Origin of the sequence: Stenotrophomonas sepilia, from assembly GCF_003244875.1 — a bacterium.
In the GTDB taxonomy this organism is placed as follows: Bacteria; Pseudomonadota; Gammaproteobacteria; order Xanthomonadales; family Xanthomonadaceae; genus Stenotrophomonas; species Stenotrophomonas sepilia.
The window spans coordinates 220,761-245,053 of the sequence record NZ_LXXZ01000026.1 but is presented as its reverse complement, the minus strand read 5'-3'; the positions used below and the strand labels follow the sequence as shown (position 1 = coordinate 245,053).

Here is a 24,293-nt window from a genome sequence, read left to right as displayed (position 1 = left end):
CGGCACTACCACCAGCGGGTCACAACCACTTTGCGCGCTTGAACAACCGGTACAGGCCCACGCAGACGCCGCCCACACCAACGATCATCAGTGGGTAGGCCCACGGTTGGCTCAGCTCCGGCATGTGGCTGAAGTTCATCCCGTACCAGCTGGTGATCAGCGTCGGTGCCGCCAGCAGCGCGGCCCACGCACCGAGGCGCTTGACCGTCTCGCCCTGCGCCAGCGTCACCAGCGACAGGTTCACGCTGAGCGCGGTGCCCAGCATCTCGCGCAGGGTGTCGATCACATCGCTGATGCGTACCGCGTGGTCGTGCACGTCACGGATGTAGAGCTTCACTTCGTCCGGAACCAGCTCGCCCTGGTAACGGCGCAGCTGGGCCAGCACATCCTGCAGCGGCGCCACCGCCATCCGCATCTTGTTCAGTTCGCGCTTGAGCTCGTACAGGCGTACCACGGTGCTGCGCTTGTAGTTCTCGGCGAAGATGTCCTTTTCCAGCAGGTCCAGGGTGTCGCGGAAGCGGTGCACGATCGGCAGGTAATTGTCGACCACGAAGTCGGTCACCGCGTACAGGCAGTACGACGGGCCCATCTTCAGCAGCTGCGGCTCACGCTCGACCCGAGCACGTACCGGCGCGTAGGAAAGCGAGGCGCCGTGGCGCACCGTTACCAGGAAGCGCGGGCCGAGGAAGGCATGGGTTTCGCCATACTGGATGCGCTCGTCGACCATCTGCGCGGTGGTCACCACCACGAACATTGAATTGCCGTAGGTCTCGACCTTGGGCCGCTGGTGGGCGTTGCGCGCATCCTCGATGGCCAGGTCGTGCAGGCAGAACTCCTCCTGCAGTTTCAGCAGCACATCGTCGTTGGGGTCGTACAGGCCAACCCAGACAAAGCCATTGCCACTGGCAATGACATCGCTGATGGCGTCCAGGGTGATGTCGTGGCGTTTGCCCTCGTCATCGTAGTGGACGCAGTTGATGACGCAGGCGGGGTTGGCTGAAGCCGGGGCGGAAGCGGAGGCGGGCAATGACATGCCCGCCATCGTGCGTCAGCGCCGTGTTTCGGACAAGTGAGGATGGCGCCCCAGTACCCACGCCAGCGCGACGTGGACGGGCAGCAGCAGCACGATCCACTGCACGTTGTACTGCGCCTGCAGGCTCAGCCAGTGCAGCACCAGCGCCGCCACGGCCTGCACTGCCAGCAGCCACAGCACGACCCTGAACATGCGGCCCGGCACGCGCCGGCGCAGCAGGCTGATTGCTCCGGGCAGCAGCAGCACGGCCACCGGCGAAAGCAGCAGCAGGTTGCGGTTGGCCCAGGCGGCGTAGTGGATGCTGAAGCCCCACAGGAACACCAGCAGGCTGCCGGCGATGGCGCACAGCAGCCAGAACGGCAGGGCCAGCCCGGCCAGCAGGCGCGGGCGGTTGCGCAGCACCAGCACGCCGCCGGCCACGGCCAGACCAAGCAGCAGCCACGGCCACCAGCGACGCGCGAATTCCTTCGGCTCCGGATCGATGCGGTGTGGCAGCAGTTCCTGTTCGGACTGCACCAGCGGCCGGCCATCACTGTTGCGTGCCTGGCGCAGCGCATCGGCCAGGCGCATCGGCACGAACGCTTCCTGCCAGCGCGACAGCGGCTGGTCGGCAAACGGCCCCAGGCCGACATCGAAGCCCAGCCACATCCACGGGGCGGGCGAGGCCAAGCGCACCGACTCGCTGCGGTAGGTGTTGCCGCGCGAACGCCCCGACAACTGCGACTGCAGGCCACCGCCCAGCGCCTTGTCCACCGTGTCGCGTACCATCGTGGCGCAGTTGGCGGTGTAGTAGTCGTAGTGGTAGCGCGCGTTTTCCGGCTTGGCCCGCTCGGCCAGGTCAGCGGCCAGGGCACGCGCCTGGTCGGGGCGCAGGTCCAGCCACTGCACGCTGGCACCGCGGCCGGTCTCGTCGTAGTACGACAGGTCCTGCTGCAGCGGTAGCGCCACCAGGTAATACATCATGTCGCCGCGCACGAAGCGGCTGATGAAATCGTCCTCGGACGGATCGAAGTAGCCGAAGTTGTATGAGGTCGCTTGGCCGCTGAGCGGATCGATCACCACGATGGCATCATGCCCGAAGCGTTCGAAGAACACGGTGCCCGGCTGCATGGTCACCACGCCGATACGCGGGACCGGGGCCTCGGCGTTGGCGGTGGCAGGTGCGGGCACGGCTGCCGCCGGCTGCGCGAAGGCGGCCAGTGGCAGGGCCATGGTCATGGCCAGCACACACAGTGCCAGCCACGCCGTCAGGATCAGACTGCGGCGCTTCAAGCGTCGTCCTGCGCGTCCGGCGGCAGCACGGTCACGTGGAAGGCCTGCACCCGGCGCGCATCGGCGCGGGCCACGCGGAACATGAAGCGGTCCAGCGCCAGCTCATCGCCGACTTCCGGCAGATGGCCCACGGCCTCGGTGACCAGGCCACCGATGGTGTCGTAGTCCTCGTCGGAGAACGTCGCGCCGAAGCGCTCGTTGAAGTCGCCGATCGGGGTCAGCGCGTCGACCACGTACTGGCCGTCGGACTGGATGGCGATCTGCGCGGACGGATCCTCGGCCTCGTCGTGCTCGTCGTCGATCTCGCCGACGATCTGCTCCAGCACGTCCTCGATGGTGACCAGGCCGGCGACACCGCCGTACTCGTCGACCACGATGGCCATGTGGTTGCGCGACAGGCGGAACTCCTTCAGCAGCACGTTCAGCTTCTTCGCCTCCGGGATCAGCACCGCCGGGCGCAGCAGCTCGCGCACGTTGGCCGGGCCGTTGTCGGCGACCACGCCGCGCAGCAGGTCCTTGGCCAGCAGGATGCCAAGGATGTCGTCCTTGTTCTCGCCGTGCACCGGGAAGCGCGAATGGCCCGATTCGACCACCTGCTTCATCAGTTCCAGGAAGGGCGCTTCGACCGGCAGCGAGACCATCTGCGAGCGCGAGATCATCACGTCGCCCACGGTCAGCTCGGCCACCGAAATGGCGCCTTCCATCATCTTCAGGGTATCGGCGGCGATCAGACCCTCTTCCTGCGCGGTGTGCAGGACAGCGACCAGCTCGTCGCGGGTGTGGGGTTCGCCGGAGAAGGCCGAGGTCAGGCGTTCAAGCCAACCGCGCTTCTTTTCACTGTGCTCCGAAGGGGAGCTACTACTGTCGTCTTCTGACATCTCTGGAAAAAAGGCACCCGGCAGGCCGGGCGTTGGCCCAAGTCTAGCAGGATGTGGCGGCCTGTCAGTGACCGTCGCTGCCCGGTCCGGTGATCGGCGGCGGGGCCAGTTCAGGCCGGGCAGGGGCTTCTTCTTCAGGCAGGTCCAGGCTGTAGGTACAGCCGGCCAGGGTCTTGCCCGGGTGGGAGGCCACGGTGGAGACGCTGAGGATGATCGACTCGATCTGAGACTCGCCGGTCTTCGGGTCGGTCACGTCGCGGCTGACCAGCTCGCGACCGGCCATGAACTTGCCGTCCTGGTCGTAGCCGATCTCCAGCGCCAGGCGCTTGGCCAGCGGGCGTGGGTCGGCCTGGTCGAGGACGGCCATGATGCTGGCGCCGGCCACCGCCACCCGCTCGGTCTGTTGGCCGAAGACGGTGATCGGGCTGGCCAGCCGGTACTCGCTCATGAACTGGTTGCCCTGCGGCAGCGGCTGCAGGCCCCGGGCCACGGCCTTCAGCGGGTCGGCCAGCAGCGGCGCCAGCGCTGTCTGCTCGGCCACGCCCTGGCGGCATTCGATCAGCGCCGGCAGGTCCAAGGCAGCGGCCGGGGCGGACGCGACGAGCAGCAGGGGCAGGGCAATACGCAGCAGCACAAAGAAATTCCCGTTGTAGAGCCGAGCCCATGCTCGGCTGCATTTCGGTCAGGTTTGCGGGGGGCGATGCGTTGGAGCCGAGCGTAGGCGCGGCTGTATAGGCCTTAGCGCTCGCCCGCGTACGGGTCGTCAATGCCCAGCTCGGCCAGGATCTCGCGCTCCAGCTGTTCCATCGCCTCGGCCTCCTTGTCGTCCTCGTGGTCCCAGCCAAGCAGGTGCAGCACGCCGTGCACGGTCAGGTGCGCGTAGTGGGCATTGAGCGCCTTGCCCTGTTCGTCGGCTTCACGCGCCACCACCGGTGCGCAGATCACCAGGTCACCCAGCAGCGGGAACTTGACGCCCTTGGGCAGACCTTCGGGCACTTCGGCCGGGAAGCTGAGCACGTTGGTGGCGTAGTCCTTGCCACGGTAATGGCGGTTCAGCGACTGGCCTTCCTTGGCATCGACCACGCGGATGGCCAGGTCGGCCTCGCGGATGCGGCCCTTCAAGGCAGCGGCCACCCACTTGCGGAAGCTCACTGCCGCCGGCAGCCCGGTACGCGGCAGGGCATAACTGACGGCGACGTCCAGTCGCACGGGACCACGGGTCATGGCGTCGCTCCAGGCTGGATCTGATGCAGGTCGCGGCGGTCGTAGGCGCTGACGATGCGCGCCACCAGCGGATGCCGGACCACGTCGCGGGATTCGAAGAAGGTGAAGCTGACGCCCTCGACCTCGCGCAGCACATCGATGGCGTCGCGCAGGCCGGACTTCACGTGCTTGGGCAGGTCGGTCTGGGTCAGGTCACCGGTGACCACCGCGGTGGAGCCGTAGCCCAGGCGGGTCAGGAACATCTTCATCTGCTCGATGGTGGTGTTCTGCGCCTCGTCCAGGATCACGAACGCATCGTTGAGCGTGCGGCCGCGCATGTAGGCCAGCGGCGCGATCTCGATGACGTTCTTCTCCAGCAGCTTGACCACCTTTTCCACGCCCATCATCTCGTACAGGGCGTCGTACAGCGGTCGCAGATAGGGGTCGACCTTCTGGCTCAGGTCGCCGGGCAGGAAGCCCAGCTTCTCGCCGGCTTCCACCGCCGGGCGCACCAGGATCAGGCGCTGCACCCGCGACTCGTTCAGTGCTTCGACCGCGCTGGCCACGGCCAGGAAGGTCTTGCCGGTTCCCGCCGGGCCGATGCCGAAGTTAATGTCATGCGTGGCGATCTGGTGCAGGTAGCGGCCCTGGTTGGCGCCGCGGCCGCGTACCGTGCCACGCTTGACCTTGATCGCCACGTCCTGCGCTTCGTAGGAGCGCTCGGCGATCTGCTCGACGTTGGCCTGCGCCAGGCGCAGGTGGATGGCGTGGTTGTCGAAGGTGGTTTCGCCGGCTTCGGCGTACAGCGCTTCAACCAGCTTCTGCGCCTCCACGATGGCTTCGTTGGGCCCGCTGATGCGGAACACGAAGCCACGATTGGCGATCTCCACGCCGAGCTTCAGCTCGATCTGGCGCAGGTGCCCGTCGAAGGGGCCGCACAGGTTGGCCAGTCGCTCGTTGTCTTCCGGCGACAGGGTGAAGTCTCGATGATCGATGCTTTTCATTGCTTGGGGTGGGGCGGGGGCGCCGTCCACCGCGATGGACTCGGGGTGACAAGGTTACGCGCGTACCGGGCATGCGGCCAGCGGCGGGCCGATACGCGGTTTTCCACACCCGGTGTGGACGGGGGGCGCGAAAAGCTGTGGATAGGCCTTCGCAGTGCTTGTGCCACAAGGCGTATGAGGTGGTGGTGAAAAAACCGTCACGGTCGGCCGGAGCCCGTGACGGCAGCGCATCTTCCGCTGCCAGGCAGCCAGTACGGCCGCCCCCGTCCGGTTCTCCACACCGGCTGTGGAATGATGCTGAATCAAGCTGTGGATAGGTGGGGAGCAACCTTGCAGCAAAAGGCTTGCCCGCGCGTGGCGAAAAAACCGTCAGGGCTGATCGGAATCATTGAGGGTGCACGGGGCAGGTGGCACCGTGTCGCCGTCGCAGGAGGGGATGGCATGGGCATCGGCAACGGGATGCGTGGACTCGGGCTGGCGGGCATCGGCCTGCTGGCGGGCTGTGGGCAGTCAACGCCAACGGCGCTGGGCACGCTGGAGTGGGACCGGATCACGGTGCCGGCGCCGGCGGCCGAGGTGATCGCCACGGTGGAGGTGCGCGAGGGCCAGCGGGTCAAGGCCGGGGCCGTGCTGATGCAGCTCGATCCCGCCCGCGGCGACGCGCAGTTCGCGGCGGCGCAGGCCGACACGGCGCGCGCGCAGGCCCAGCTGGAAGAGCTGAAGCTCGGCCCGCGCCAGGAACAGATCGCACAGGCCCAGGCACAACTGGCCGCGTTGCGCGCGCAGTCTGCTGAAGCCACTGCCTACTATCGTCGGGTGCAGCCATTGGCACGCCAGCGCCTGATCGCCGCCGCCGAGCTGGACCGTGCACGGGCGGCCGCCGGCCATGCCGCGGCCAGCGTGCGTGCCGCCGAGCAGGCCTGGCTGGAACGGGTGCACGGCAGTCGCGCGCAGGACATCGCCCAGGGCCAGGCGGCCGCCGACGCCGCACAGGCGCAGCAGGTGGTGCAGGGCGTCAACCTGCAGAAGCTGCAGCTGCGCGCACCGCGCGATGGCGTGATCGATGCCTTGCCCTACCGGCAGGGTGACCAGGCACCGATCGGGGCGCCGCTGGCGGTGATGCTGGTCGGCGAGCGCCCCTATGCGCGCGTCTACCTGCCGCAGCCGCTGCGCCTGCAGGTCAAGGTCGGTCAGCCAGCGCAGATACAGCTGGAGGGAGGGGGCACCGTACTGAAGGGCCATGTGCGCGCGATCCGCAGCGAGCCTTCTTTCACCCCGTACTACGCACTCACCGGCGATGACGTCGAGCGCCTGAGCTACCTCGCCGAGGTCGACGTGGATGCAGCCAGCGACATGCAGAAGCTTCCGGCCGGACTGCCGGTGCAGGTGCGCTTCTGAACACCGGTGCGGACATCGCGGTGCATGCGCAGGGCCTGACCCGCCGCTTCGGCGATCTTCTGGCCGTGGACAAGGTCGACCTGACCGTCCCGCGCGGGCAGGTGTACGGCTTCCTGGGCCCGAACGGGTCAGGCAAGTCGACCACCATCCGCATGCTGTGCGGCCTGCTGGAACCCAGTGCGGGGCAGATCGAGGTGCTGGGCCTGGCGGTTCCCGAGCAGGCCGAAGCACTGCGCCGGCGCATCGGCTACATGACCCAGCGCTTCTCGCTGTACGAAGACCTGTCGGTACGCGAGAACCTGGAATTCCTCGCCGCCATCCAGGACCTGCCGCGCAACCAGGCCCGGCAACGGGTCGATGCGCTGCTGCAGCAGTACCGGTTGCAGGACCGGCAGCCGCAGCTGGCCGGTACGCTCAGCGGCGGGCAGAAGCAGCGCCTGGCCCTGGCCGGCGCCGTGGTGCATTCGCCCGAACTGCTGTTCCTGGACGAGCCGACCAGCGCGGTCGATCCCGAGTCGCGCCGCGATTTCTGGGAGGCCCTGTTTGAACTGGCCGACGCGGGAACCACGGTGCTGGTGTCGACCCATTACATGGACGAAGCCGAGCGCTGCCATCGCCTGGCGATCCTTGATCGCGGCGCACTGGTGGCCGACGGCACGCCGGCCGAGCTCTGTTCACGGCTGCAAGGACGAACGCTGCAGGTCACGTCATCGCAGCCACGCCAGGCCAGCCGCGTGCTGGCCGAGCTGCCCGGCGTGCTGAGCGTGGCGCAGATCGGCACCCATCTGCGCGTGCTGTGCAACGAAGGCGCAGCGGATGTCGCGGCGCTGCGGCGCGCGCTGGCCAGCGCCGACCCGCAAGCGCATATCGATAGCGTGGCGCCGAACCTGGAGGACGTGTTCGTGGCCGCCACCCGTGGCCGTGGCAGGGAGCCAGCGGCATGAACCTGCGCAGGCTGTGGGCGATCATGCTCAAGGAGCTGCGGCAGCTGCGCCGCGACCGCATCACGCTGGCGATGATCGTCGGCATTCCGGTGATGCAGCTGCTGCTGTTCGGGTATGCGATCAACCTCAACCTGCGCCACCTCGATGCGGGTATCGCCGACCAGGCCAACAGCGCCGCCTCACGCGCGCTGGTGCAGGACATGGTCGCCACCGGCGTGATCACGCCACGCAGCGAGGCCTACACGCCGGACCAGCTGATGCAGGCGCTGCGCCGCGGCGAGATCAGCGTCGGCATCGTGGTGCCGGCGGACTTCGAGCGTCGCCGCTTCGATGGACGCGAAGCGGTACAGGTGCTGGTCGATGGCAGCGACACCGTGGTGCAGAGTGCGGCGATCCAGCTGGCGCAGGTGCCACTGGATACGCGCCCGACCAGCAATACGCGGCCGCTGCGCGAAGGCAGCATTGCCGGTGGCCAGGTCAGCGTGACCAGTTTCTACAACCCGCAACGGCGCTCGGCGGTGAACATCGTGCCCGGCCTGATCGGGGTGATCCTGACCATGACCCTGGTGATGTTCACGGCGGTGGCGGTGGTGCGCGAACGCGAGCGCGGCAACATGGAACTGCTGATCGCCACGCCGGTATCACGCAGCGAACTGATGGTCGGCAAGGTGCTGCCCTATGCAGCGATCGGTATGCTGCAGACCACGCTGGTGCTGGTGCTGGGCACCTGGCTGTTCCAGGTGCCGATCCGCGGCAGCCTGCTCGACATCTACCTGGCCGCAGTGCTGCTGGTGCTGGCCAACCTGGCGCTGGGCCTGCTGATCTCCACGCGCGCGCGTTCGCAGTTCCAGGCGATGCAGATGACCCTGTTCCTGTTCCTGCCGTCGATCCTGCTGTCGGGCTTCATGTTCCCGTTCGCCGGCATGCCGCGGCCGGTGCAGTGGCTGGCCGAAGTGCTGCCGTTGACCCACTTCCTGCGCCTGGTGCGCGGCATCATGCTGCGCGGCGCCTCGCTATGGGAGCTGTGGCACGACGCACTGGCGCTGCTGGCCTTCATCGTGGTGATGATGACCCTGGCGATCCTGCGTTTCCGCAAGCGCCTGGATTGAGGCCTGTCATTCGGTAGTGCCGGCCGCTGGCCGGCATCATTTCCGGTGGGTGCCGACCGTTGGTCGGCACACCCTAGCCTTATTCCGCCACCACGCGCCCACGCAGCGAGTTGGTAAGCGCTTCGGTGATCAGCACATCCACGAACTGGCCGATCAACCGCGCAGGCGCCGGGAAATTCACCGACCGCATGTTCTCGGTCTTGCCGGTCAGTTCGTTCGGGTTCTTGCGCGACGGCCCTTCCACCAGCACGGTCTGCACGGTACCGACCATCTTCTGCGAGATGCTGGCGGCGTGCGCATTGATGCGCTCCTGCAGGCGCGACAGGCGAGCGTGCTTCTCGGCATCGCTGATCGTGTCCTCCAGATCGGCCGCCGGTGTACCCGGTCGACGCGAATAGATGAAGGAGAAACTGTGGTCGAAGCCGATGTCCTCGATCAGCTTCATGGTCTTCTCGAAGTCGGCATCGGTCTCGCCGGGGAAGCCGACGATGAAGTCCGAGCTGATGGAAATGTCCGGGCGCACCGCGCGCAGCTTGCGGATCTTCGACTTGAATTCCAGCGCGGTGTAGCCGCGCTTCATCGCCGACAGCACGCGGTCGCTGCCGGCCTGCACCGGCAGGTGCAGGAAGTTGGCCAGCTGCGGAACGTCGCGGAACGCGTCGATCAGCGAATCGCTGAACTCGAGCGGGTGCGAGGTGGTGAAGCGGATGCGGCCGACCCCATCGATCTCGGCGATGGTGCGGATCAGCAGGCCGAGGTCGGCAAACTCACCGTCTCCATATGGGCCGCGATAGGCGTTGACGTTCTGGCCGAGCAGGTTGATCTCGCGCACGCCCTGCGCGGCGAGCTGCGCCACTTCCACCACCACGTCCTCGAACGGGCGGCTGACTTCGGTGCCGCGGGTGTAGGGCACCACGCAGAACGAGCAGTACTTGGAACAGCCTTCCATGATCGACACGAACGCCGAGGCACCTTCGGCGCGTGGCTCGGGCAGGCGGTCGAACTTCTCGATCTCGGGGAAGCTGATGTCCACCTGCGGGCGCTTCTGCTCGCGCCGCGCGCGGATCAGTTCCGGCAGGCGATGCAGGGTCTGCGGGCCGAACACAAGGTCCACGAACGGGGCGCGCTTGATGATCGCTTCGCCTTCCTGCGAGGCAACGCAGCCGCCCACGCCGATGATGACCTCGCGGCCCTTGTTCTTCAGGCCCTTCCACACGCCGAGTTGGCTGAACACCTTCTCCTGCGCCTTCTCGCGGATGGAGCAGGTGTTGACCAGGATGACGTCGGCGTCGTCCGGGCTGTCGGTCAGTTCCAGGCCATCGCTGGCGGCAAGCACGTCAGCCATCTTGGCCGAGTCGTACTCGTTCATCTGGCAACCGTGGGTCTCGATGTACAGCTTGCCCTTGACCTGGTCGGGCTTGCGCGGACCAGCGGGCAGGGCAACGAGCGGGGTACCGCCCGGGGTGGCGGGCGGAAAGACGTCTGGCGTCCCGGTCATGGCGCTTAATCCATTCGGGTGGCGGGAAAGCGGGCAATTCTACCCGCATCCCGCGCCAGCCGCCGCGCCCTTGTAGAGCCGAGCCCACGCTCGGCTGCTCTTCCCGCTTCCCATGGGGCAGCCTGGCATGGCCTGGCTCTACTGAAGCCAGCCGAGCGTGGGCTCGGCTCTACAAGGAAAGCCAGCCGGCGCTGCTTATGCCGCCGCCAGCTCCGCATCGATCTGCCGCGAACGGTCGAAGGCGGTCATCGCGCTCATCCGTGCGATGTAATCAGCCGTGGCCGGCGCAGGCTGCACCAGACCGAAGGCCGTGGTCCAGGCCAGCGCATTGCCCCACAGCACGTCGGCGGCACTCATCGTCTCGCCGAGCAGGTAGCGACCCTGTGCCAGCTGGGCCTCGACCACCTGCAGCACGGTCTCGGCGTCGTTGTACGGCGACATCATGCGCGGCGGCGGCTCGCGGTGCATCGCCTTGTCGATCATCGCCGGCTCGAAACAGGCACCGTAGAAGGCCATCCAGCGCAGGTAGGGCCCGCGCAGGGCATCGCCGATCGGCGGCGCCAGCCCGGCTTCCGGATACAGGTCGGCCAGGTACAGATAAATGGCCACCTGTTCGGTCACCAGCGCGCCGTTGTGGACGATGGCCGGCACCTTGCCCATCGGGTTGATGGCCAGATAGGCCGGGGCCAGGTTGGCGCCGGCCTTCAGGTCCAGCACCTGCATGCGGTAGTCGGCACCCAGCGCTTCGAGCAGGGCCACGGCGCCGCTCGAGCGGGATCGGGCGGCGTGATAAAGGGTGATCTGGCGTGAGGTCATGGCATTGCTCCTTGCGGTGGGTGGTGAACTGGAAGCCATCCTGGGGCACCATTGCGGACGACTTCTGTCCTCGATTCTTCATGCGCCATACCGCCCATCGACTGCTGCGCCTGATCGCCCTGCTGCAGGCCCGCCGCCAGTGGTCCGGGGCTGAGCTGGCCGAGCGCATGGGCGTGGACCGGCGCAGCATCCGGCGTGATATCGAGCGGCTGCGCGAACTGGGCTATCCGGTCCGGGCCTCGTCGGGGGTCGGTGGCGGCTATCAGCTGGGGGCCGGGGCACCGGTACTGCCGATGCTGCTGGACGAGGAAGAGGCGACCACCCTGGCGATCGCGCTGCGGGCCGCGTCCGCGACCGTCGCTGGCATCGACGACACCGCCCGGGGCCTGTTGTCCAAGCTCGACCCGCTGGTGCCGACCCGTCGCCGCCAGCAGGCCGGCGAGGTGCATGCGGCGACGGCCACCCTGTCCGACCTTCCCTCCACCGACGCACGCCTGCTGGGACGGCTGGCCCAGCATTGCCGACAGGCGTCACGGCTGGCCTTCGAGTACCGCAGTGCGCAGGAGGCGGTGACCCAGCGCGAGGTCGAGGCGCAGCACCTGGTCAACTATGGGCGGCGCTGGTACCTGCTGGCCTGGGATCTGGGCCGGCAGGACTGGCGCACCCTGCGCGTGGACCGGATGGGCGCGGTGCGCGAATGCGCCGGGCCGGGCATGCATCGACGCACGCCCGCGCCCCCGGACGTGATGGTGCGGCAGGCGGTCAGCCAGGCGCCCTTCGCGCTGCAGGCCATCGTCCGCCTGGCCGGCAGCCGCACCGAGCTGGAAGGGCGCATCCCGCCGTGGTGTGGGGTGCTGGAGGCTGATGGCGCCGACCATTGCCTGTTGCGCATGGGCGCCGAGAGCGGCGGCATGATGCTGGCGCAGATCCTCAGCCTGGACCGGGTGCCGGTGGCGTTGTGGACCACACCGCCGGGCCTGCGCGATGAGCTGGCACAGCGTTTGGCCGGATTGGGCCAGGTGCTGGCTGTGCCGCCGGTCACAGGCTGAGCCGCGTCGCTTGGCAAGCCCCGGCGAAGCTGGGACACTCGCGGCATGAAGGGGATACTGGGGACAACGGCGATCATCATCGCTGCGCTGACCGCTGCGCCGGCCAGCGCCGGCACCCTGTACAAGTGCCAGGGCGCCGACGGGGTCACCAGCTACGTGAGCAAGCGAGTGGCCGGCGCGCGCTGCAGCAGCATCAGCTACAGCCGCGATACCCGCCCGGCACCGCGCCCCGTGGTGGCCGCACCGAAGCCTGCGCCGACCTCGGTGGCCAGCATCGAACGCAATCCGGTCGCTGTGGCGGCCAGCGCTGCTGCGCCCGCTGCGGTCGCGCCGACGCCTGCTGCACCCGCGCCTGCCGCGGCACCGACGGCCTCGCGGGCCGGGCGGATGGTCAGCGGCCACGTCTATTCCTTCATGAAGGATGGGGTGCGCCACTACACCAGTGCGCGGCCGACCCAGGTGGCCAACCTCGGTCCGGTGCGCACCATCCGCTACAGTTTCATGGAGCGCTGCTACGCGTGCGGCGTCAACCCGCGCGTGGACTTCGGTTCGGTGCGCCTGAACACCACCGCGTTCCAGGCCGAGATCACCTCGGCGGCACGCGAGTTCGGCGTCGAGGAGGCCGTGGTGCGTGCCATCATCCACGCCGAATCGGCCTACAACCCGACCGCGCTCAGCCGCGCCGGCGCGCAGGGGCTGATGCAGCTGATGCCGCCGACAGCCGCGCGCTTCGGGGTCAGCGATTCCTATGATGCGGGGCAGAACATCCGTGGTGGCGTGCAGTATCTTGCGTGGTTGCTGAAGCGCTTCAATGGCGACCTGACCCTGGCCGCGGCCGGCTACAACGCCGGCGAAGGCGCGGTCGACCGCCACGGTGGCGTGCCGCCCTACAGCGAGACCCAGTACTACGTGCGCCGGGTTGGGCAGCTGGCCGAGCGTTACCGCACCGCCCTGAGTCACCAGTAGGTGCCGACCGTTGGTCGGCACTCCTTTGAAAGGTAGTGCAGGCCGCTGGCCGGCAACCCCGTAATCAATGTTGTTGCAATGCGTTGTGTGGCGCGCGACGGTTCCGCTACACTCGCCCATGATTCAATGCGGCTCTGGCCCCCACCGGATCCGCTGGCAGCCTTAAAGCTACCTAATCAATATCGGAGTGCCGGATGGCCAACGATGGGGTACACGATCCAGTCAACACCGGACGTCGGCGTTTTCTTTCTGCCACCACTGCTGTGGTTGGCGCCGTCGGCGTCGGATTCACCGCCGTTCCTTTCATCAAATCCTGGAACCCCAGTGCCCGCGCCAAGCTTGCCGGTGCACCGGTCGTGGCCGACATCAGCGCCCTGCAGGAAGGCCAACGCCTGATCGTGGAGTGGCGTGGCCAGCCGATCTGGATCGTCAAGCGGTCCAAGGCGATCCTGGATGCACTGCACGGGCTGGATGGCCGCCTCAAGGACCCCGAGTCCGGCGAGAAGGACCAGCAGCCGGACTACGTGCTGAAGCAGAACCCCGAGCTGCGCTCGATCAAGCCGGACATCTCCGTGCTGGTCGGCCTGTGCACGCACCTGGGCTGCTCGCCGGAAATGGTCGCCGAGATCCGGCCCGAGCCCTATGACCCGCAGTGGAAGGGGGGCTACTTCTGCCCCTGCCACAAGTCGCGCTTCGACATGTCCGGCCGCGTCTTCAAGGATGTGCCGGCGCCGATCAACCTGAAGGTGCCCGCGCACCACTACCAGGACGACAACACCATCATCATCGGTGTCGATCCGCAGGGGGCTGCCTGATGGCCAATATCCTCAGCCGTACCGCCAGCGGCGTCGCCGACTGGGTCAATGCCCGCGCGCCGGGCCTGATGCCGGTCTATCGCAAGCACGTCAGCGAGTACTACGCGCCGAAGAACTTCAACATCTGGTACTACTTCGGCTCGCTGGCACTGCTGGTGCTGGTCAACCAGATCGTCACCGGCATCTTCCTGACGATGCACTACAAGACCAGCGCCGCGGAGGCGTTCGGCTCCATCGAATACATCATGCGTGATGTGGAGTGGGGCTGGCTGATCCGCTACATGCACTCCACCGGCGCCTCGCTGTTCTTCATCGTGGTCTACCTGCACATGTTCCGCGGCCTGCTGTACGGCAGCTACCAGAAGCCGCGCGAGCTGGTGTGGATCCTGGGCATGCTGATCTACCTGGTGCTGATGGCCGAAGCCTTCATGGGCTATGTGCTGCCGTGGGGCCAGATGTCGTTCTGGGGCGCCAAGGTGATCATCTCGCTGTTCGGCGCGATACCGGTGATCGGCAACGGCCTGACCGAATGGATCATGGGCGATTACCTGCCCAGTGACGCCACGCTCAACCGCTTCTTCGCATTGCACGTCATCGCACTGCCGCTGGTGCTGCTGTTGCTGGTGGTGCTGCATCTGGGCGCGCTGCACGAAGTGGGGTCGAACAACCCCGATGGCGTGGAGATCAAGAAAGGACCGAAGGGCAACCGCTGGTCGCCGAATGCGCCGGCCGACGGTATTCCGTTCCACCCGTACTACACGCTCAAGGATGGTGTCGGCGCCGGCTTCCTGCTGATCATCGCCGCCTTCATCATCTTCTTCGCACCGGGCTTCGGCGGCCTGTTCCTGGAACACGACAACTTCACCGAGGCCAACCGCCTGGTGACCCCCGAACACATCAAGCCGGTCTGGTACTACACGCCGTACTACGCGATGTTGCGCGTGGTACCGAACAAGCTCGGTGGCGTGCTGGTCATGTTCTCGGCCATTGCGATCCTGTTCCTGGTGCCGTGGCTGGACAAGGCCAGGGTAAAGTCGGTGCGCTACCGCGGCTGGATCTCGAAGGTGATGCTGGGCGTGCTGGCGGTGTGCTTCGTGTGGCTGGGCGTGATCGGCTCCGGCCCGGGCACCGACGTGCATGAAACCTACATCGGGCGGGTGCTGACCTTCCTGTACTTCGCGTTCTTCATCACCATGCCGCTATGGACAAGGTTGGACAAGACCAAGCCGGTACCGGAGAGGGTGACCACGCATGACTGAGCGCTGGATTGTCCGGCTGGCCCTGACGGCCACCCTGATGCTGGGCAGTTTCCTGGCCTCCGCCGCCGAGGGCGGCACCAAGCTGCTGCAGGCCGGCAACGACCTCGGTGACCGCGCCTCGCTGCAGCGGGGTGCGCAGCTGTACATGAACTACTGCTCCGGCTGCCATGCGCTGAAGTACCTGCGCTACTCGCGGATGGCGCAGGACCTGGGCCTGACCGAAGAAGAGGTGATGAACAACCTCAACTTCACCGGCTCGGCGATCGGCGACCCGATCCCGGTGGCGATGCCCAAGGAGAACGCGGAGAAGTGGTTCGGCAAGATGCCGCCCGATCTCAGCCTGATCTCGCGCGTGCGGGGCAGTGACTGGGTTTACACCTATCTCAAGTCGTTCTATCTGGACAGCAGCCGCCCGCTGGGCTGGAACAACGCGCTGTTCGCCAACGCCTCCATGCCCAACCCGCTGTGGGAGATGCAGGGGCTGCAGCATGCGGTGCACGGCAAGGCGGAAGCGCCCGGCATGGACCCGCCGGTGACCGGCCTGAAGATTGAAACGCCGGGATCGGTCGATGCCGGGCAGTACGACCAGGCCGTGCGGGACATCACCAACTTCCTCGAATACGCCGGCGAACCGGCCGCACTCAAGCGCCAGCAGCTGGGCGTGTGGGTGATCCTGTTCCTGGCCCTGCTGACCTTCCTGCTGTATCTGCTGAAGAAGGAATACTGGAAGGACGTTCACTGATTCTGGCGCCGGCCATCGCGTGGGCCTATTGGCTTTTGTGATGGTCGGTTGCACACTCGGGGAGGAGTCGACCGCTGGCACGGTGCCGGCGGCGCCGATGCGGCAGGCGGTCTCCTGTCGTGGGAGAGCCTTTGATGGCGGCGAGCGTACGCATGCGCAATACACTGACGCTGTTTTCCTCGAACGACGACGTACTGTGCCACCGTGTACGCCTGGTCCTGGCGGCCAAGGGCGTCACCTTCGACTTCGTTCCGGTCGATCCGCAGAACCCGCCTGAAGACCTGATCGACCTCAATCCGTACCACTCGGTGCCGACCCTGGTCGAACGCGAGCTGGTGCTGTACGCCGCATCGGTGGTCAGCGAATACCTGGATGAGCGCTACCCGCATCCGCCACTGATGCCGGTCGACCCGCTGTCGCGTGCGCGCATCCGCCTGGCCATGCTGCGCATCGAGCACGACTGGGTGCCGCAGGTGCAGGCCATCCAGCTGGGCAACAAGACCCAGGCCGAGGCCGGGCGCAAGCGCCTGAAGGAACTGCTGACCGCCTCGCTGCCGCTGTTCAAGGCCAGCAAATTCTTCCTCAATCCGGAAATGAGCCTGGCCGACTGCGCGATGGCGCCGATCATCTGGCGCCTGCAGTCGCTGGATGTGCCGCTGCCGAAGGATGGCAAGGCGATCGAGGACTACGGCAACCGCATCTTCCGCCATCCCGGATTTGTCCGCAGCCTGACCGAGCAGGAAAAGAAACTGCGCGATCTGCCGGTCTGATCCGTCCCCGCGTTACCCGTCTGCAGGCCGACCGGCGTGCAGACGATCCGCCCCGGCGGGGCGCCGGGCGCGTACACTTCACGCATGACCGAAGACTTCTTCCACATGACCAGCCACCGCCCGTACCTGCTGCGGGCGCTGGTGGAATGGATCAACGACAACCAGCTGACCCCGCACATCCTGGTCGACGCCGGCGTCCCCGGCGTGCAGGTCCCGCCTTCGGCGGTCAAGGATGGCCGGGTCGTGCTCAACATCGCCGAACGTGCTGTCGTGCGGCTGATGATCGACAACGAAATGGTGAGCTTCTCGGCCCGCTTCTCCGGAACCAGCTACCCGGTGCAGGTGCCGATCAGCGCCGTGCTGGCGGTCTACGCCCGCGAGACCGGGCAGGGCATGGCATTGCCGGATGACATTCCGGGCAACGAAACCGCACCGACCAGCGATGAGCTGCTGCACGAGGAAGGCACGCCGCCGGACGACACGCCGCCGGCCAGTCCGCCACCGAAGGGCCGCCCGAACCTGCGCGTGGTCAAGTAACCATTCTGACGCCGCCCGATGGGCGGCGTTTTTCTTTGCCCGTTTGGCGGTGGGTGCCGACCGTTGGCCGGCACATCTTCAAACCCTAGGCATCCTCGGCATCCTCCGCATCCGGCCGGATCTGGCTGATCCGCGCGGCACCGGGGCCGGTGAACGAAATCAGCTGGTCGCCACGCAGCACCATGCGGCCCACGTGGCGATCGATGCCATCGTAGGAATACTCGAACTTGAAGGTGCGCTCGAAACCGAGCCGGCCATCCTCGCCACGCGACAGTCGCAGGCCGGTGGCGTGCACCGCCTGGTCCAGCCACTGCACGTCGGCGGCGCGGCAGGCATTGCGTCCCAGCTCGACCGCGCGCTCGGCGGCCGAGCGTGCGGCGTTCCAGAAGAAGTAGATGATTCCGCCGGCAATCAGCAACAGCAGCAGGGTAGGCATGGCGTCAGCCGTCAGAGGTCGATCCGGCAAAGATGGCGGCGAACGCGCGCTGGATCAAGCACGGGTATCACCGGCTCGGCGGTGGCTGGCCCGTCATCGGTGCTGCGGGCGCGTTGGCCGGTACGGCCTGCATCGGCGCTGCGGAGGGTGACGGCATCACCAATGGCGCGGTCGCGGTCAACTGCAGCAGGGCCGCCCAGTCCTGGCGGTTGAAGCTGCATTCGTCCTCGCGGCCCGGCGTGCAGCTGGGGTCGATGCCGGTGCTGTTGCGTTCGCGTGCCGGGGGCAGCTTGATCAATCCGGTACGGTCCAGCGGCAGCAGGCGCATTGCCACGGTGTTCATCACGTTGCCACCGACCAGGTACAGGGTCTGGTCGCCCCCCAGGTTGGCAGCCACCACCACTTCGCAATGCGATTTCCAGTGGCCCACCGAACCGTTGCCCAGCGCCTGCACCAGCCCGCTGTAGCTGAGCGTCGTGCTGCGGTCGCGCAGGAAGCACAACAGATCGCCCGGTGCGGGCTTTGCGGTCGCGGGATCGACCAGCCGGTACGGCACGCCCGAGGGGCCGCCCTGGTACGCGGCACGGATGTAGTCGATGTGGCGCGGCGACGTGTTGAAGCCGGGAACGCCGGCCTGCACCATCACCCAGGAAATGAAAGCGGCCGACCACGGATTGTCGATCAGGAAGGCGCGGCAGTCGCTGTCGGTGTAGCGCGTACCCAGCGGTGCCACGCAGCTGCTGGCACCGGCGATGCTGCCCATCGCGTTGAGCGTGCCGCTGTTGCGCCAGTAGCCGGCCACGCGCTGCCAGGCAATCAGCCCGTTGTCGGCCAGGTGTTCGTTCTCGGCCTCGGTGACACTCAGACTCGCCGCGCGGCCATCGCGATCGATGAAGGGCCGGAACCAGAGCCGGTGTTCATTGCAGGCGGTATTGCGGATGGCCACCGCCAATGGGCTCAGGCCGAAGCGGGGAGGGACATCGCAGGCTTCAGCGGCTGCGGCGGACAAGGGGGCTGCCGCGAGCAGCAGACAGGCAGGCAAGAGCATCCGGCGCATGCGCGGCTCCTGTGGGGGATGCCCGCAGCGTCGCAGAGGCTGGCGTAGCCGAGCCGTGAAGGCGCCCGGGTCGTGTAGAGGCGGGCCTACGCTCGGCTCCACAAGGTCGCGTAGGCCTCAAGCCGGCGGCGGGCCCAGCTTCAACGACAGATCGATGGCCTGCACATGCTTGGTCAGCCCGCCGATGGAGATGCAATCGACGCCATCCTCGGCGATCGAACGCAGGCCGCCCAGGCCGACGCTGCCGGAGACTTCCAGCGGAATGCGCCCGGCCGTGATGCGCACCGCCTCGCGGCGCAGGTCGGGACTGAAGTCATCCAGCAGGATGCGTTCGCAACCGGCTTCGAGCGCCTGGCGCAGCTGTGCCAGGTCTTCGACCTCGACCACCAGTGGCAGCGCAGGCCACTGCCGGCGTGCGGCGGCCACCGCCGCGGCCAGCGAACCGGCAGCACGGATGTGGTTCTCCTTCAGCATCACCGTGTCGTACAGGCCGAAGCGATGGTTCTCGCCGCCGCCGCAGCGCACCGCGTACTTCTGTGCCAGGCGCAGGCCGGGCAGGGTCTTGCGGGTGTCGAGGATGCGGGTACCGGTACCGGCCACCGCAGCCACGTAGCGGGCAGTGGTGGTCGCGGTGCCGGACAGCGTCTGCAGGAAGTTCAGCGATGTGCGCTCGGCACTGACCAGGCTGCGGCTGCGCCCGTGCAGCAGGGCCAGCACGGTGCCGGCGGTGACGGCATCGCCTTCGGCGATGTGCCATTCAATGCGCACGTCAGGGTCGAGCGCGCGATGGGTGGCGTCGAACCAGGGCCGCCCGGCGATCACCGCATCCTGCTTGCACAGCAGGTAGGCGCTGTCGGCCTGGTCGGGGAGCAGGGCGGCGGTGACGTCACCGCTGCCCAGGTCCTCGGCCAGCGCGCGCGCGACATCGGCGGCGACAACGGCCGCATCCGGCGTCGGCAGCGTGCTCATGCGGCCGGGAAGTCGGCGATCTGGGCGGTCGGAATGGCTTCCTCGGCCAGCAGCACCGGGATGCCGTCGTCGACGCGGAACACCTGCTTGCGGTCACGGGTGACCAGCGCATCGCGCAGCGGCTGCGCCAGCGGGTTGCCATCGGCCTTGGTCACCGTGCCGGCGGAAATGGCCTTGTTGAGGGCTTCCAGGCCCTTGCCATCCAGCAGGGACAGGGGCTGGCGGGTGTCCGGGGACACCAGCAGGTCGAGCAGCTTGCGATCCATGGTTCTTCGTCTTGCGTGGAAGACGGCTAGAATACGTCTTTAAGGCAGGTGACGGCCAATGACCCCCAACCCGATCGCGCCGCTTGTCGGCATCGTCATGGGTTCCCGTTCCGACTGGGAAACCATGCAGCACGCCGCCCAGAAGCTTGAAGCCCTGGGTGTTCCGTTCGAAGTGAAGGTGGTGTCCGCGCATCGGACGCCGGATGTGTTGTTCAGTTACGCCGAGCAGGCGGGCCCGCGTGGCCTGCGCGCGATCATCGCCGGTGCCGGCGGGGCCGCGCACCTGCCAGGCATGATCGCGGCCAAGACCGCCGTGCCGGTGCTGGGTGTGCCGGTGCAGTCCAAAGCCCTCAACGGCATGGATTCCCTGCTGTCGATCGTGCAGATGCCGGCCGGCATCCCGGTCGCCACCTTCGCCATCGGCAACGCCGGCGCCTCCAACGCCGCGCTGTTCGCGGCGGCGATGCTGGCCAGCGACCAGCCGGCGATCGGCCAGGCGCTCGATGCCTTCCGTGCACGCCAGACCGAAGACGTGATGGCCCACGACGATCCGCGCCAATGAGCCTGACCGTCGGCATCCTGGGCGGCGGCCAGCTCGCCCGCATGATGGTCCTGGCCGGTGCGCCGCTGGGGCTTCGCTTCGAACTGTACGACCCGGCCGCCGACGCCTGCAGCGGCCCGCTGGCGCCGCTCACCGTGGGCGCCTTCGATGACCGCCAGGCCCTGGCGGACTTCGCCGCCAAGGTCGATGTGGTCACCTTCGATTTCGAGAACGTACCTGCCGACAGTGCACAGTTCCTGGCCGACCGCGTGCCGGTCTATCCGCCGCCGGCCGCGCTGGCGGTGGCCCAGGACCGGTTGAGCGAGAAGACCCTGTTCCAGCAGCTGGGTATTCCGCTGCCGGCCTTCGCCGACATCCGTAACCGCGACGAGCTGGCGGCGAAGGCGGCTGAGTTCGGCCAGCCGTGCATCCTCAAGACCCGCCGCCTCGGCTACGACGGCAAGGGTCAGTTCCGCCTGCGCAGCGAAGCCGACATCGACGCCGCATGGGATGCGCTCGGTGCCCAGGCGGAGCGCACCGGACTGATCCTGGAGGGCTTCGTGGCCTTCCAACGCGAGGTCAGCGTGGTGGCCGTGCGTGGCCGCGATGGCAGCTTCGAAGCCTGGCCGGTCACCGGCAACTGGCATGTCGACGGCGTGCTGTCGGCCAGCGTGGCACCAGCGGTGCTGTCCGACGCCGAGCGGCAGGCAGCGATCGGCTATGCCCGCCGCGTCGCCGAGCACCTGCAGTATGTGGGCGTGTTCGCACTGGAGCTGTTCTGTCGCGACGGCGAACTGCTGGCCAACGAGATGGCACCGCGCGTGCACAACTCCGGGCACTGGACCATCGAAGGCAGCGAGACCTCGCAGTTCGAGAACCACCTGCGTGCCGTGCTGGGCCTGCCACTGGGCAGCACCCGCATGCTCGGCCATGCCTGCATGCTGAACTGGCTGGGCGCGATGCCCGATCCGGCGCCGGTGCTGGGTCAGGCCAGTGGCCATTGGCACGATTACGGCAAGGAGCCGCGCGAAGGTCGCAAGGTCGGCCACGCCACGTTGCGCGACGATGATGCCGCTGCATTGGCCGATGCGCTGGACCAGGTCGGCCTGGAGCTGGACCGCCAGGCTCAGGTGGCGCCGGCAGTGCACGCGCTGCGCAACCGCTGAGCCCGGGCGTGCCGGCCAATGGCCGGCACAACCCTGTATGCCTGCAACGGTGTGGCGCGCCGGTGCAGGCATCGGCGCACCATTGCCGGTGGTAGCGTGGAGCTCCTTTCACAGGAGTCACGACCATGCTTGACTGGAATGCCTACCGCAAGGAACTGAAGGGCCGCATCGGCGAGATCGGCAAGCTCTCGCCGGACACGGTCAAGGGCTACGCCACCCTGGCCAATGCCGGTGCCCAGACCAACCACCTGGATGCCAAGACCCGTGAGCTGATCGCATTGGCGGTGGCGGTGACCACCCGCTGCGACGGCTGCATCACCGTGCACGTGGACGCTGCACTGAAGCAGGGCGCCAGTCGCGAGGAAATCGCCGAAGCACTGGGCGTGGCGGTGTCGCTCAATGCCGGCGCGGCGCTGGTGTACTCGGCGCGGGTGATGGACGCGGTGGCTGCGCACGAGAACGCGTGACGCTCCGCTCTGCATTTCGGTAGTGCCGGCCGCTGGCCGGCAACCCCGGCATCCTTGTGCGTCCAGTGGGTTGCCGGCCAGCGGCCGGCACTACCCCGGGACCGAGCCGCTGCCTCAGCGCAGCTGGCTCTCGGCGAATTCCCAGTTGACCATCTGCCAGAAGGCATTCAGGTAACGCGCGCGATCATTCTGGTAATCGGTGTAGTAGGCGTGCTCCCAGACATCGCAGCACAGCAGCGGGGTGCTTTCGCCGGTCAGTGGCGTGCCGGCGTTGCGGGTGGCCTGGATGCCGAGCTGACCACCGGGGTGCTGCACCAGCCACACCCAGCCCGAGCCGAACAGGCCCAGCGCGGTGCGGTTGAATTCCTCGCGCAGGCGCTGCGCATCACCGAACTGGCGCTTGACCAGCTCGCCCAGCCGGCCCTGCGGCTCGCCGCCGCCGCGCGGGCGCAGGCACTGCCAATAGAAGCCGTGGTTCCAGGCCTGGGCGGCCGCATCGAACAGCGTGCCCTGGGCATGGCGCACGATCTCTTCCAGTGACGCCTCCTCCCACTCGGTGCCGAGAGTGCCGGCGTTGACCGCGTCAACGTAGGCGCGGTGGTGGCGGCCGTGATGCAACTCAACGGTCTGCGCGGACAGGTGGGGCTGCAGGGAGCCGGGGAGGTAGGGCAGGGCAGGCAATTCGACGGGCATGGACAGGTTCGTGGCCAGGGGACGGCGGTAGCCTGTTCCATCTGCTTACAATGGCGGCTACCGTGGGCAGTCTAGCCGACCATCACGGTCGGTTTGTCCGGCGAAGCAAGGAGTGTGGTTGTGGCGGTAATGCAGCAAATCCAGGCCGAGGTCGATCGTTACCCGCTCGTGCTGTTCATGAAGGGCACCCCGCAATACCCGATGTGCGGCTTTTCCAGTCGCGCCGTGCAGGCGTTGATGGCAGCCGGCGCCGTCACCCTGCGCACTGTCAACGTGCTCGAAGAGCCGGAGATCCGCGCGAACCTGCCGCGCTTTTCCAATCTGCCGACCTTCCCGCAGCTGTTCATCAACGGTGAGTTGATCGGCGGCTGCGACATCGTCATGGAACTGTTTGAATCCGGCGAGCTCAAGCGCATCGTCGAAGAGGCGACCCAGGGATGAGTGCCTGGCCGTCGACGTCACCGACTGACGGGGCGATCGATGGCCGCCCGTTGCAGGATCGCGTCGTACTGGTCGCCGGCGCCGGGGGAGGGCTGGGCAGTGCCGCGGCGGTCGCCGCAGCCGCAGCCGGTGCCACCGTGGTCCTGCTGGGACGCAAGCCGCGCCGGCTGGACCGGGTCTATGCCCAGGTCCAGGCGGTCGGTCCGGAACCGCTTCTGTACCCGCTGGACCTGGAAGGCGCCAGTCCCGATGACTATGCCGAACTGGCCCAGGCCCTGCAGCGCGAGCTGGGGCGGCTGGATGGACTGCTGGTCTGCGCCGCGCATTTCCCCGGGCTGACTCCGTTTGAACTGGCTGACCCGGCCAGTTTCGCCCGTGCGGTCCATGTCACCCTGACCGCACCGGCCTGGCTGGCCCAGGCCTGCCTGCCGCTGCTGCGGCAACGCGAGGATGCCGCCATGGTGTTCGCGGTCGATGCCCCCGACCGGGTGGGGCAGGCCTATTGGGGGGGGTATGGCGTGGCCCAGCACGGCCTGCGTGGCCTGATCGCCAGCCTGCACGATGAACTGGGCCGCAGTCCCATCCGGGTCAGCGGCCTGTACCCCGGCCCCCTGCGCACGGCGCTTCGGGCCCGCGCCTATTCCGTGGACCAGGACCCGGCTGCGCAAGGCCCGGAAGCCGCGGCGGCCGCCGCGGTGACCCTGCTGTCCGCCGCTGGGAGCACCTGGCGCGGGCAGATTCTCGATGCCAGTGAGACGCCCCGGGAAAGGTGAGCCCTGTGGAAAGACGGAGTGAAGAACCCGTCACGATTGCGTTGCGAACCGGTGCCGTTTGTCGCACAACCGTCACAATGATGGCGTAGCGTGTTAATCTAGTGTTAACCGTTAGGGCTGCCTTCAGCCGAGCGGTAGGGAACCCCAGATAACTCTCCGATCAGCCACCCGCAGGGCTGCTTGGATGCGCT

General features: G+C 67.5%; 28 protein-coding genes. 15 read left to right on the top strand and 13 right to left on the bottom strand.

What is annotated here, in order from left to right:
* Window positions 1-19: 19 nt before the first annotated feature.
* The 6 genes from A7X97_RS03570 to A7X97_RS03545 all read right to left on the bottom strand — a co-directional run bounded on the left by A7X97_RS03570 (window position 20) and on the right by A7X97_RS03545 (window position 5,390).
* Window positions 20-1,042: a magnesium and cobalt transport protein CorA gene (locus A7X97_RS03570; RefSeq protein WP_065195776.1), complete on the bottom strand. Its 1,023-nt coding sequence runs from the start codon at window positions 1,040-1,042 to the stop codon at window positions 20-22.
* A gap of 6 nt (window positions 1,043-1,048) precedes the next feature.
* On the bottom strand, window positions 1,049-2,305 hold the full coding sequence (locus A7X97_RS03565; protein WP_088497701.1) for a lipoprotein N-acyltransferase Lnb domain-containing protein: 1,257 nt from the start codon (window positions 2,303-2,305) through the stop codon (window positions 1,049-1,051).
* The gene (locus A7X97_RS03560; RefSeq protein ID WP_088497702.1) at window positions 2,302-3,183 is read right to left on the bottom strand and encodes a CorC family transporter; all 882 of its coding nucleotides are present in this window, start codon (window positions 3,181-3,183) and stop codon (window positions 2,302-2,304) included. Before A7X97_RS03560 ends, A7X97_RS03565 begins: the two co-directional genes overlap by 4 nt.
* Before the next feature lie 64 nt (window positions 3,184-3,247).
* Window positions 3,248-3,814: a hypothetical protein gene (locus A7X97_RS03555; RefSeq protein ID WP_270067132.1), complete on the bottom strand. Its 567-nt coding sequence runs from the start codon at window positions 3,812-3,814 to the stop codon at window positions 3,248-3,250.
* Window positions 3,815-3,921: 107 nt separating this feature from the next.
* A complete protein-coding gene (gene ybeY, locus A7X97_RS03550) occupies window positions 3,922-4,407 on the bottom strand; it encodes an rRNA maturation RNase YbeY (protein ID WP_072166760.1) in 486 nt (161 codons plus the stop codon).
* Window positions 4,404-5,390, bottom strand: a complete 987-nt coding sequence (locus tag A7X97_RS03545; protein ID WP_005415936.1) for a PhoH family protein — start codon at window positions 5,388-5,390, stop codon at window positions 4,404-4,406. Before A7X97_RS03545 ends, ybeY begins: the two co-directional genes overlap by 4 nt.
* Before the next feature lie 441 nt (window positions 5,391-5,831).
* Here A7X97_RS03545 and A7X97_RS03540 point away from each other — a divergent pair, with 441 nt between their 5' ends.
* From A7X97_RS03540 to A7X97_RS03530, 3 genes are read left to right on the top strand one after another with little or no spacing between them, the layout of a single operon-like run.
* Window positions 5,832-6,788 (top strand): HlyD family secretion protein, encoded by a 957-nt coding sequence (locus A7X97_RS03540; protein ID WP_088497704.1) that lies wholly within the window; start codon window positions 5,832-5,834, stop codon window positions 6,786-6,788.
* A 20-nt stretch (window positions 6,789-6,808) separates the two neighbouring features.
* On the top strand, window positions 6,809-7,732 hold the full coding sequence (locus tag A7X97_RS03535; protein WP_088497705.1) for an ABC transporter ATP-binding protein: 924 nt from the start codon (window positions 6,809-6,811) through the stop codon (window positions 7,730-7,732).
* Entirely contained in the window at window positions 7,729-8,841 is a 1,113-nt protein-coding gene (locus tag A7X97_RS03530) for an ABC transporter permease (protein WP_088497706.1), read from the top strand. Before A7X97_RS03535 ends, A7X97_RS03530 begins: the two co-directional genes overlap by 4 nt.
* Window positions 8,842-8,920: 79 nt before the next feature.
* Here A7X97_RS03530 and miaB read toward each other — a convergent pair whose 3' ends face one another.
* Both miaB and A7X97_RS03520 read right to left on the bottom strand, forming a co-directional pair.
* On the bottom strand, window positions 8,921-10,339 hold the full coding sequence (gene miaB / locus A7X97_RS03525; RefSeq protein WP_111007595.1) for a tRNA (N6-isopentenyl adenosine(37)-C2)-methylthiotransferase MiaB: 1,419 nt from the start codon (window positions 10,337-10,339) through the stop codon (window positions 8,921-8,923).
* Between the two features lie 195 nt (window positions 10,340-10,534).
* Window positions 10,535-11,155 (bottom strand): glutathione S-transferase family protein, encoded by a 621-nt coding sequence (locus tag A7X97_RS03520; protein WP_088497707.1) that lies wholly within the window; start codon window positions 11,153-11,155, stop codon window positions 10,535-10,537.
* 80 nt (window positions 11,156-11,235) lie between these two features.
* Between A7X97_RS03520 and A7X97_RS03515 the strand changes: the two genes are divergently transcribed.
* The 7 genes from A7X97_RS03515 (at window position 11,236) to A7X97_RS03485 (ending at window position 17,293) form a co-directional block, all read left to right on the top strand.
* A complete protein-coding gene (locus A7X97_RS03515; RefSeq protein WP_072166755.1) occupies window positions 11,236-12,204 on the top strand; it encodes a helix-turn-helix transcriptional regulator in 969 nt (322 codons plus the stop codon).
* A 45-nt stretch (window positions 12,205-12,249) separates the two neighbouring features.
* Window positions 12,250-13,170: a lytic transglycosylase domain-containing protein gene (locus A7X97_RS03510; protein WP_088497708.1), complete on the top strand. Its 921-nt coding sequence runs from the start codon at window positions 12,250-12,252 to the stop codon at window positions 13,168-13,170.
* Between the two features lie 194 nt (window positions 13,171-13,364).
* A complete protein-coding gene (gene petA / locus A7X97_RS03505; RefSeq protein WP_004151998.1) occupies window positions 13,365-13,985 on the top strand; it encodes a ubiquinol-cytochrome c reductase iron-sulfur subunit in 621 nt (206 codons plus the stop codon).
* Window positions 13,985-15,244, top strand: coding sequence for a cytochrome b (locus A7X97_RS03500; RefSeq protein ID WP_005408840.1), 1,260 nt, complete (start codon window positions 13,985-13,987; stop codon window positions 15,242-15,244). The genes petA and A7X97_RS03500 overlap by 1 nt, the downstream gene beginning before the upstream one ends.
* A complete protein-coding gene (locus tag A7X97_RS03495) occupies window positions 15,237-15,986 on the top strand; it encodes a cytochrome c1 (protein ID WP_088497709.1) in 750 nt (249 codons plus the stop codon). The genes A7X97_RS03500 and A7X97_RS03495 overlap by 8 nt, the downstream gene beginning before the upstream one ends.
* Before the next feature lie 134 nt (window positions 15,987-16,120).
* Window positions 16,121-16,756 carry a glutathione S-transferase N-terminal domain-containing protein gene (locus A7X97_RS03490; protein ID WP_005415948.1) on the top strand — a complete coding sequence of 212 codons (636 nt, stop codon included), beginning with the start codon at window positions 16,121-16,123 and terminating at the stop codon, window positions 16,754-16,756.
* Between the two features lie 84 nt (window positions 16,757-16,840).
* A complete protein-coding gene (locus A7X97_RS03485; protein ID WP_005412806.1) occupies window positions 16,841-17,293 on the top strand; it encodes a ClpXP protease specificity-enhancing factor in 453 nt (150 codons plus the stop codon).
* Window positions 17,294-17,378: 85 nt separating this feature from the next.
* Here the strand turns inward: A7X97_RS03485 and A7X97_RS03480 are convergent, their stop codons facing one another.
* The 4 genes from A7X97_RS03480 to A7X97_RS03465 form a co-directional block, all read right to left on the bottom strand.
* The gene (locus tag A7X97_RS03480; RefSeq protein WP_072166752.1) at window positions 17,379-17,729 is read right to left on the bottom strand and encodes a DUF3301 domain-containing protein; all 351 of its coding nucleotides are present in this window, start codon (window positions 17,727-17,729) and stop codon (window positions 17,379-17,381) included.
* Window positions 17,730-17,796: 67 nt separating this feature from the next.
* Entirely contained in the window at window positions 17,797-18,786 is a 990-nt protein-coding gene (locus A7X97_RS03475) for a DUF2272 domain-containing protein (RefSeq protein ID WP_072166751.1), read from the bottom strand.
* A gap of 117 nt (window positions 18,787-18,903) precedes the next feature.
* Window positions 18,904-19,755: a carboxylating nicotinate-nucleotide diphosphorylase gene (gene nadC / locus A7X97_RS03470; RefSeq protein WP_005415952.1), complete on the bottom strand. Its 852-nt coding sequence runs from the start codon at window positions 19,753-19,755 to the stop codon at window positions 18,904-18,906.
* On the bottom strand, window positions 19,752-20,021 hold the full coding sequence (locus A7X97_RS03465) for a Trm112 family protein (protein ID WP_088497712.1): 270 nt from the start codon (window positions 20,019-20,021) through the stop codon (window positions 19,752-19,754). The genes nadC and A7X97_RS03465 overlap by 4 nt, the downstream gene beginning before the upstream one ends.
* Window positions 20,022-20,079: 58 nt before the next feature.
* On the opposite strand from A7X97_RS03465, the gene purE reads away from it, so the two are divergent.
* From purE to A7X97_RS03450, 3 genes are all read left to right on the top strand, one after another.
* Window positions 20,080-20,583 carry a 5-(carboxyamino)imidazole ribonucleotide mutase gene (purE, locus tag A7X97_RS03460; RefSeq protein WP_005412808.1) on the top strand — a complete coding sequence of 168 codons (504 nt, stop codon included), beginning with the start codon at window positions 20,080-20,082 and terminating at the stop codon, window positions 20,581-20,583.
* Window positions 20,580-21,728 (top strand): 5-(carboxyamino)imidazole ribonucleotide synthase, encoded by a 1,149-nt coding sequence (locus tag A7X97_RS03455; protein ID WP_111007594.1) that lies wholly within the window; start codon window positions 20,580-20,582, stop codon window positions 21,726-21,728. The genes purE and A7X97_RS03455 overlap by 4 nt, the downstream gene beginning before the upstream one ends.
* A gap of 125 nt (window positions 21,729-21,853) precedes the next feature.
* Window positions 21,854-22,195, top strand: coding sequence for a carboxymuconolactone decarboxylase family protein (locus A7X97_RS03450; protein WP_088497714.1), 342 nt, complete (start codon window positions 21,854-21,856; stop codon window positions 22,193-22,195).
* A gap of 114 nt (window positions 22,196-22,309) precedes the next feature.
* Here the strand turns inward: A7X97_RS03450 and A7X97_RS03445 are convergent, their stop codons facing one another.
* On the bottom strand, window positions 22,310-22,888 hold the full coding sequence (locus A7X97_RS03445) for a superoxide dismutase (RefSeq protein WP_111007593.1): 579 nt from the start codon (window positions 22,886-22,888) through the stop codon (window positions 22,310-22,312).
* A 120-nt stretch (window positions 22,889-23,008) separates the two neighbouring features.
* Here A7X97_RS03445 and grxD point away from each other — a divergent pair, with 120 nt between their 5' ends.
* Both grxD and A7X97_RS03435 read left to right on the top strand, forming a co-directional pair.
* On the top strand, window positions 23,009-23,329 hold the full coding sequence (grxD, locus tag A7X97_RS03440) for a Grx4 family monothiol glutaredoxin (protein ID WP_005415957.1): 321 nt from the start codon (window positions 23,009-23,011) through the stop codon (window positions 23,327-23,329).
* Window positions 23,326-24,102, top strand: coding sequence for an SDR family NAD(P)-dependent oxidoreductase (locus tag A7X97_RS03435; RefSeq protein ID WP_088497715.1), 777 nt, complete (start codon window positions 23,326-23,328; stop codon window positions 24,100-24,102). The genes grxD and A7X97_RS03435 overlap by 4 nt, the downstream gene beginning before the upstream one ends.
* Window positions 24,103-24,293: the final 191 nt, after the last annotated feature.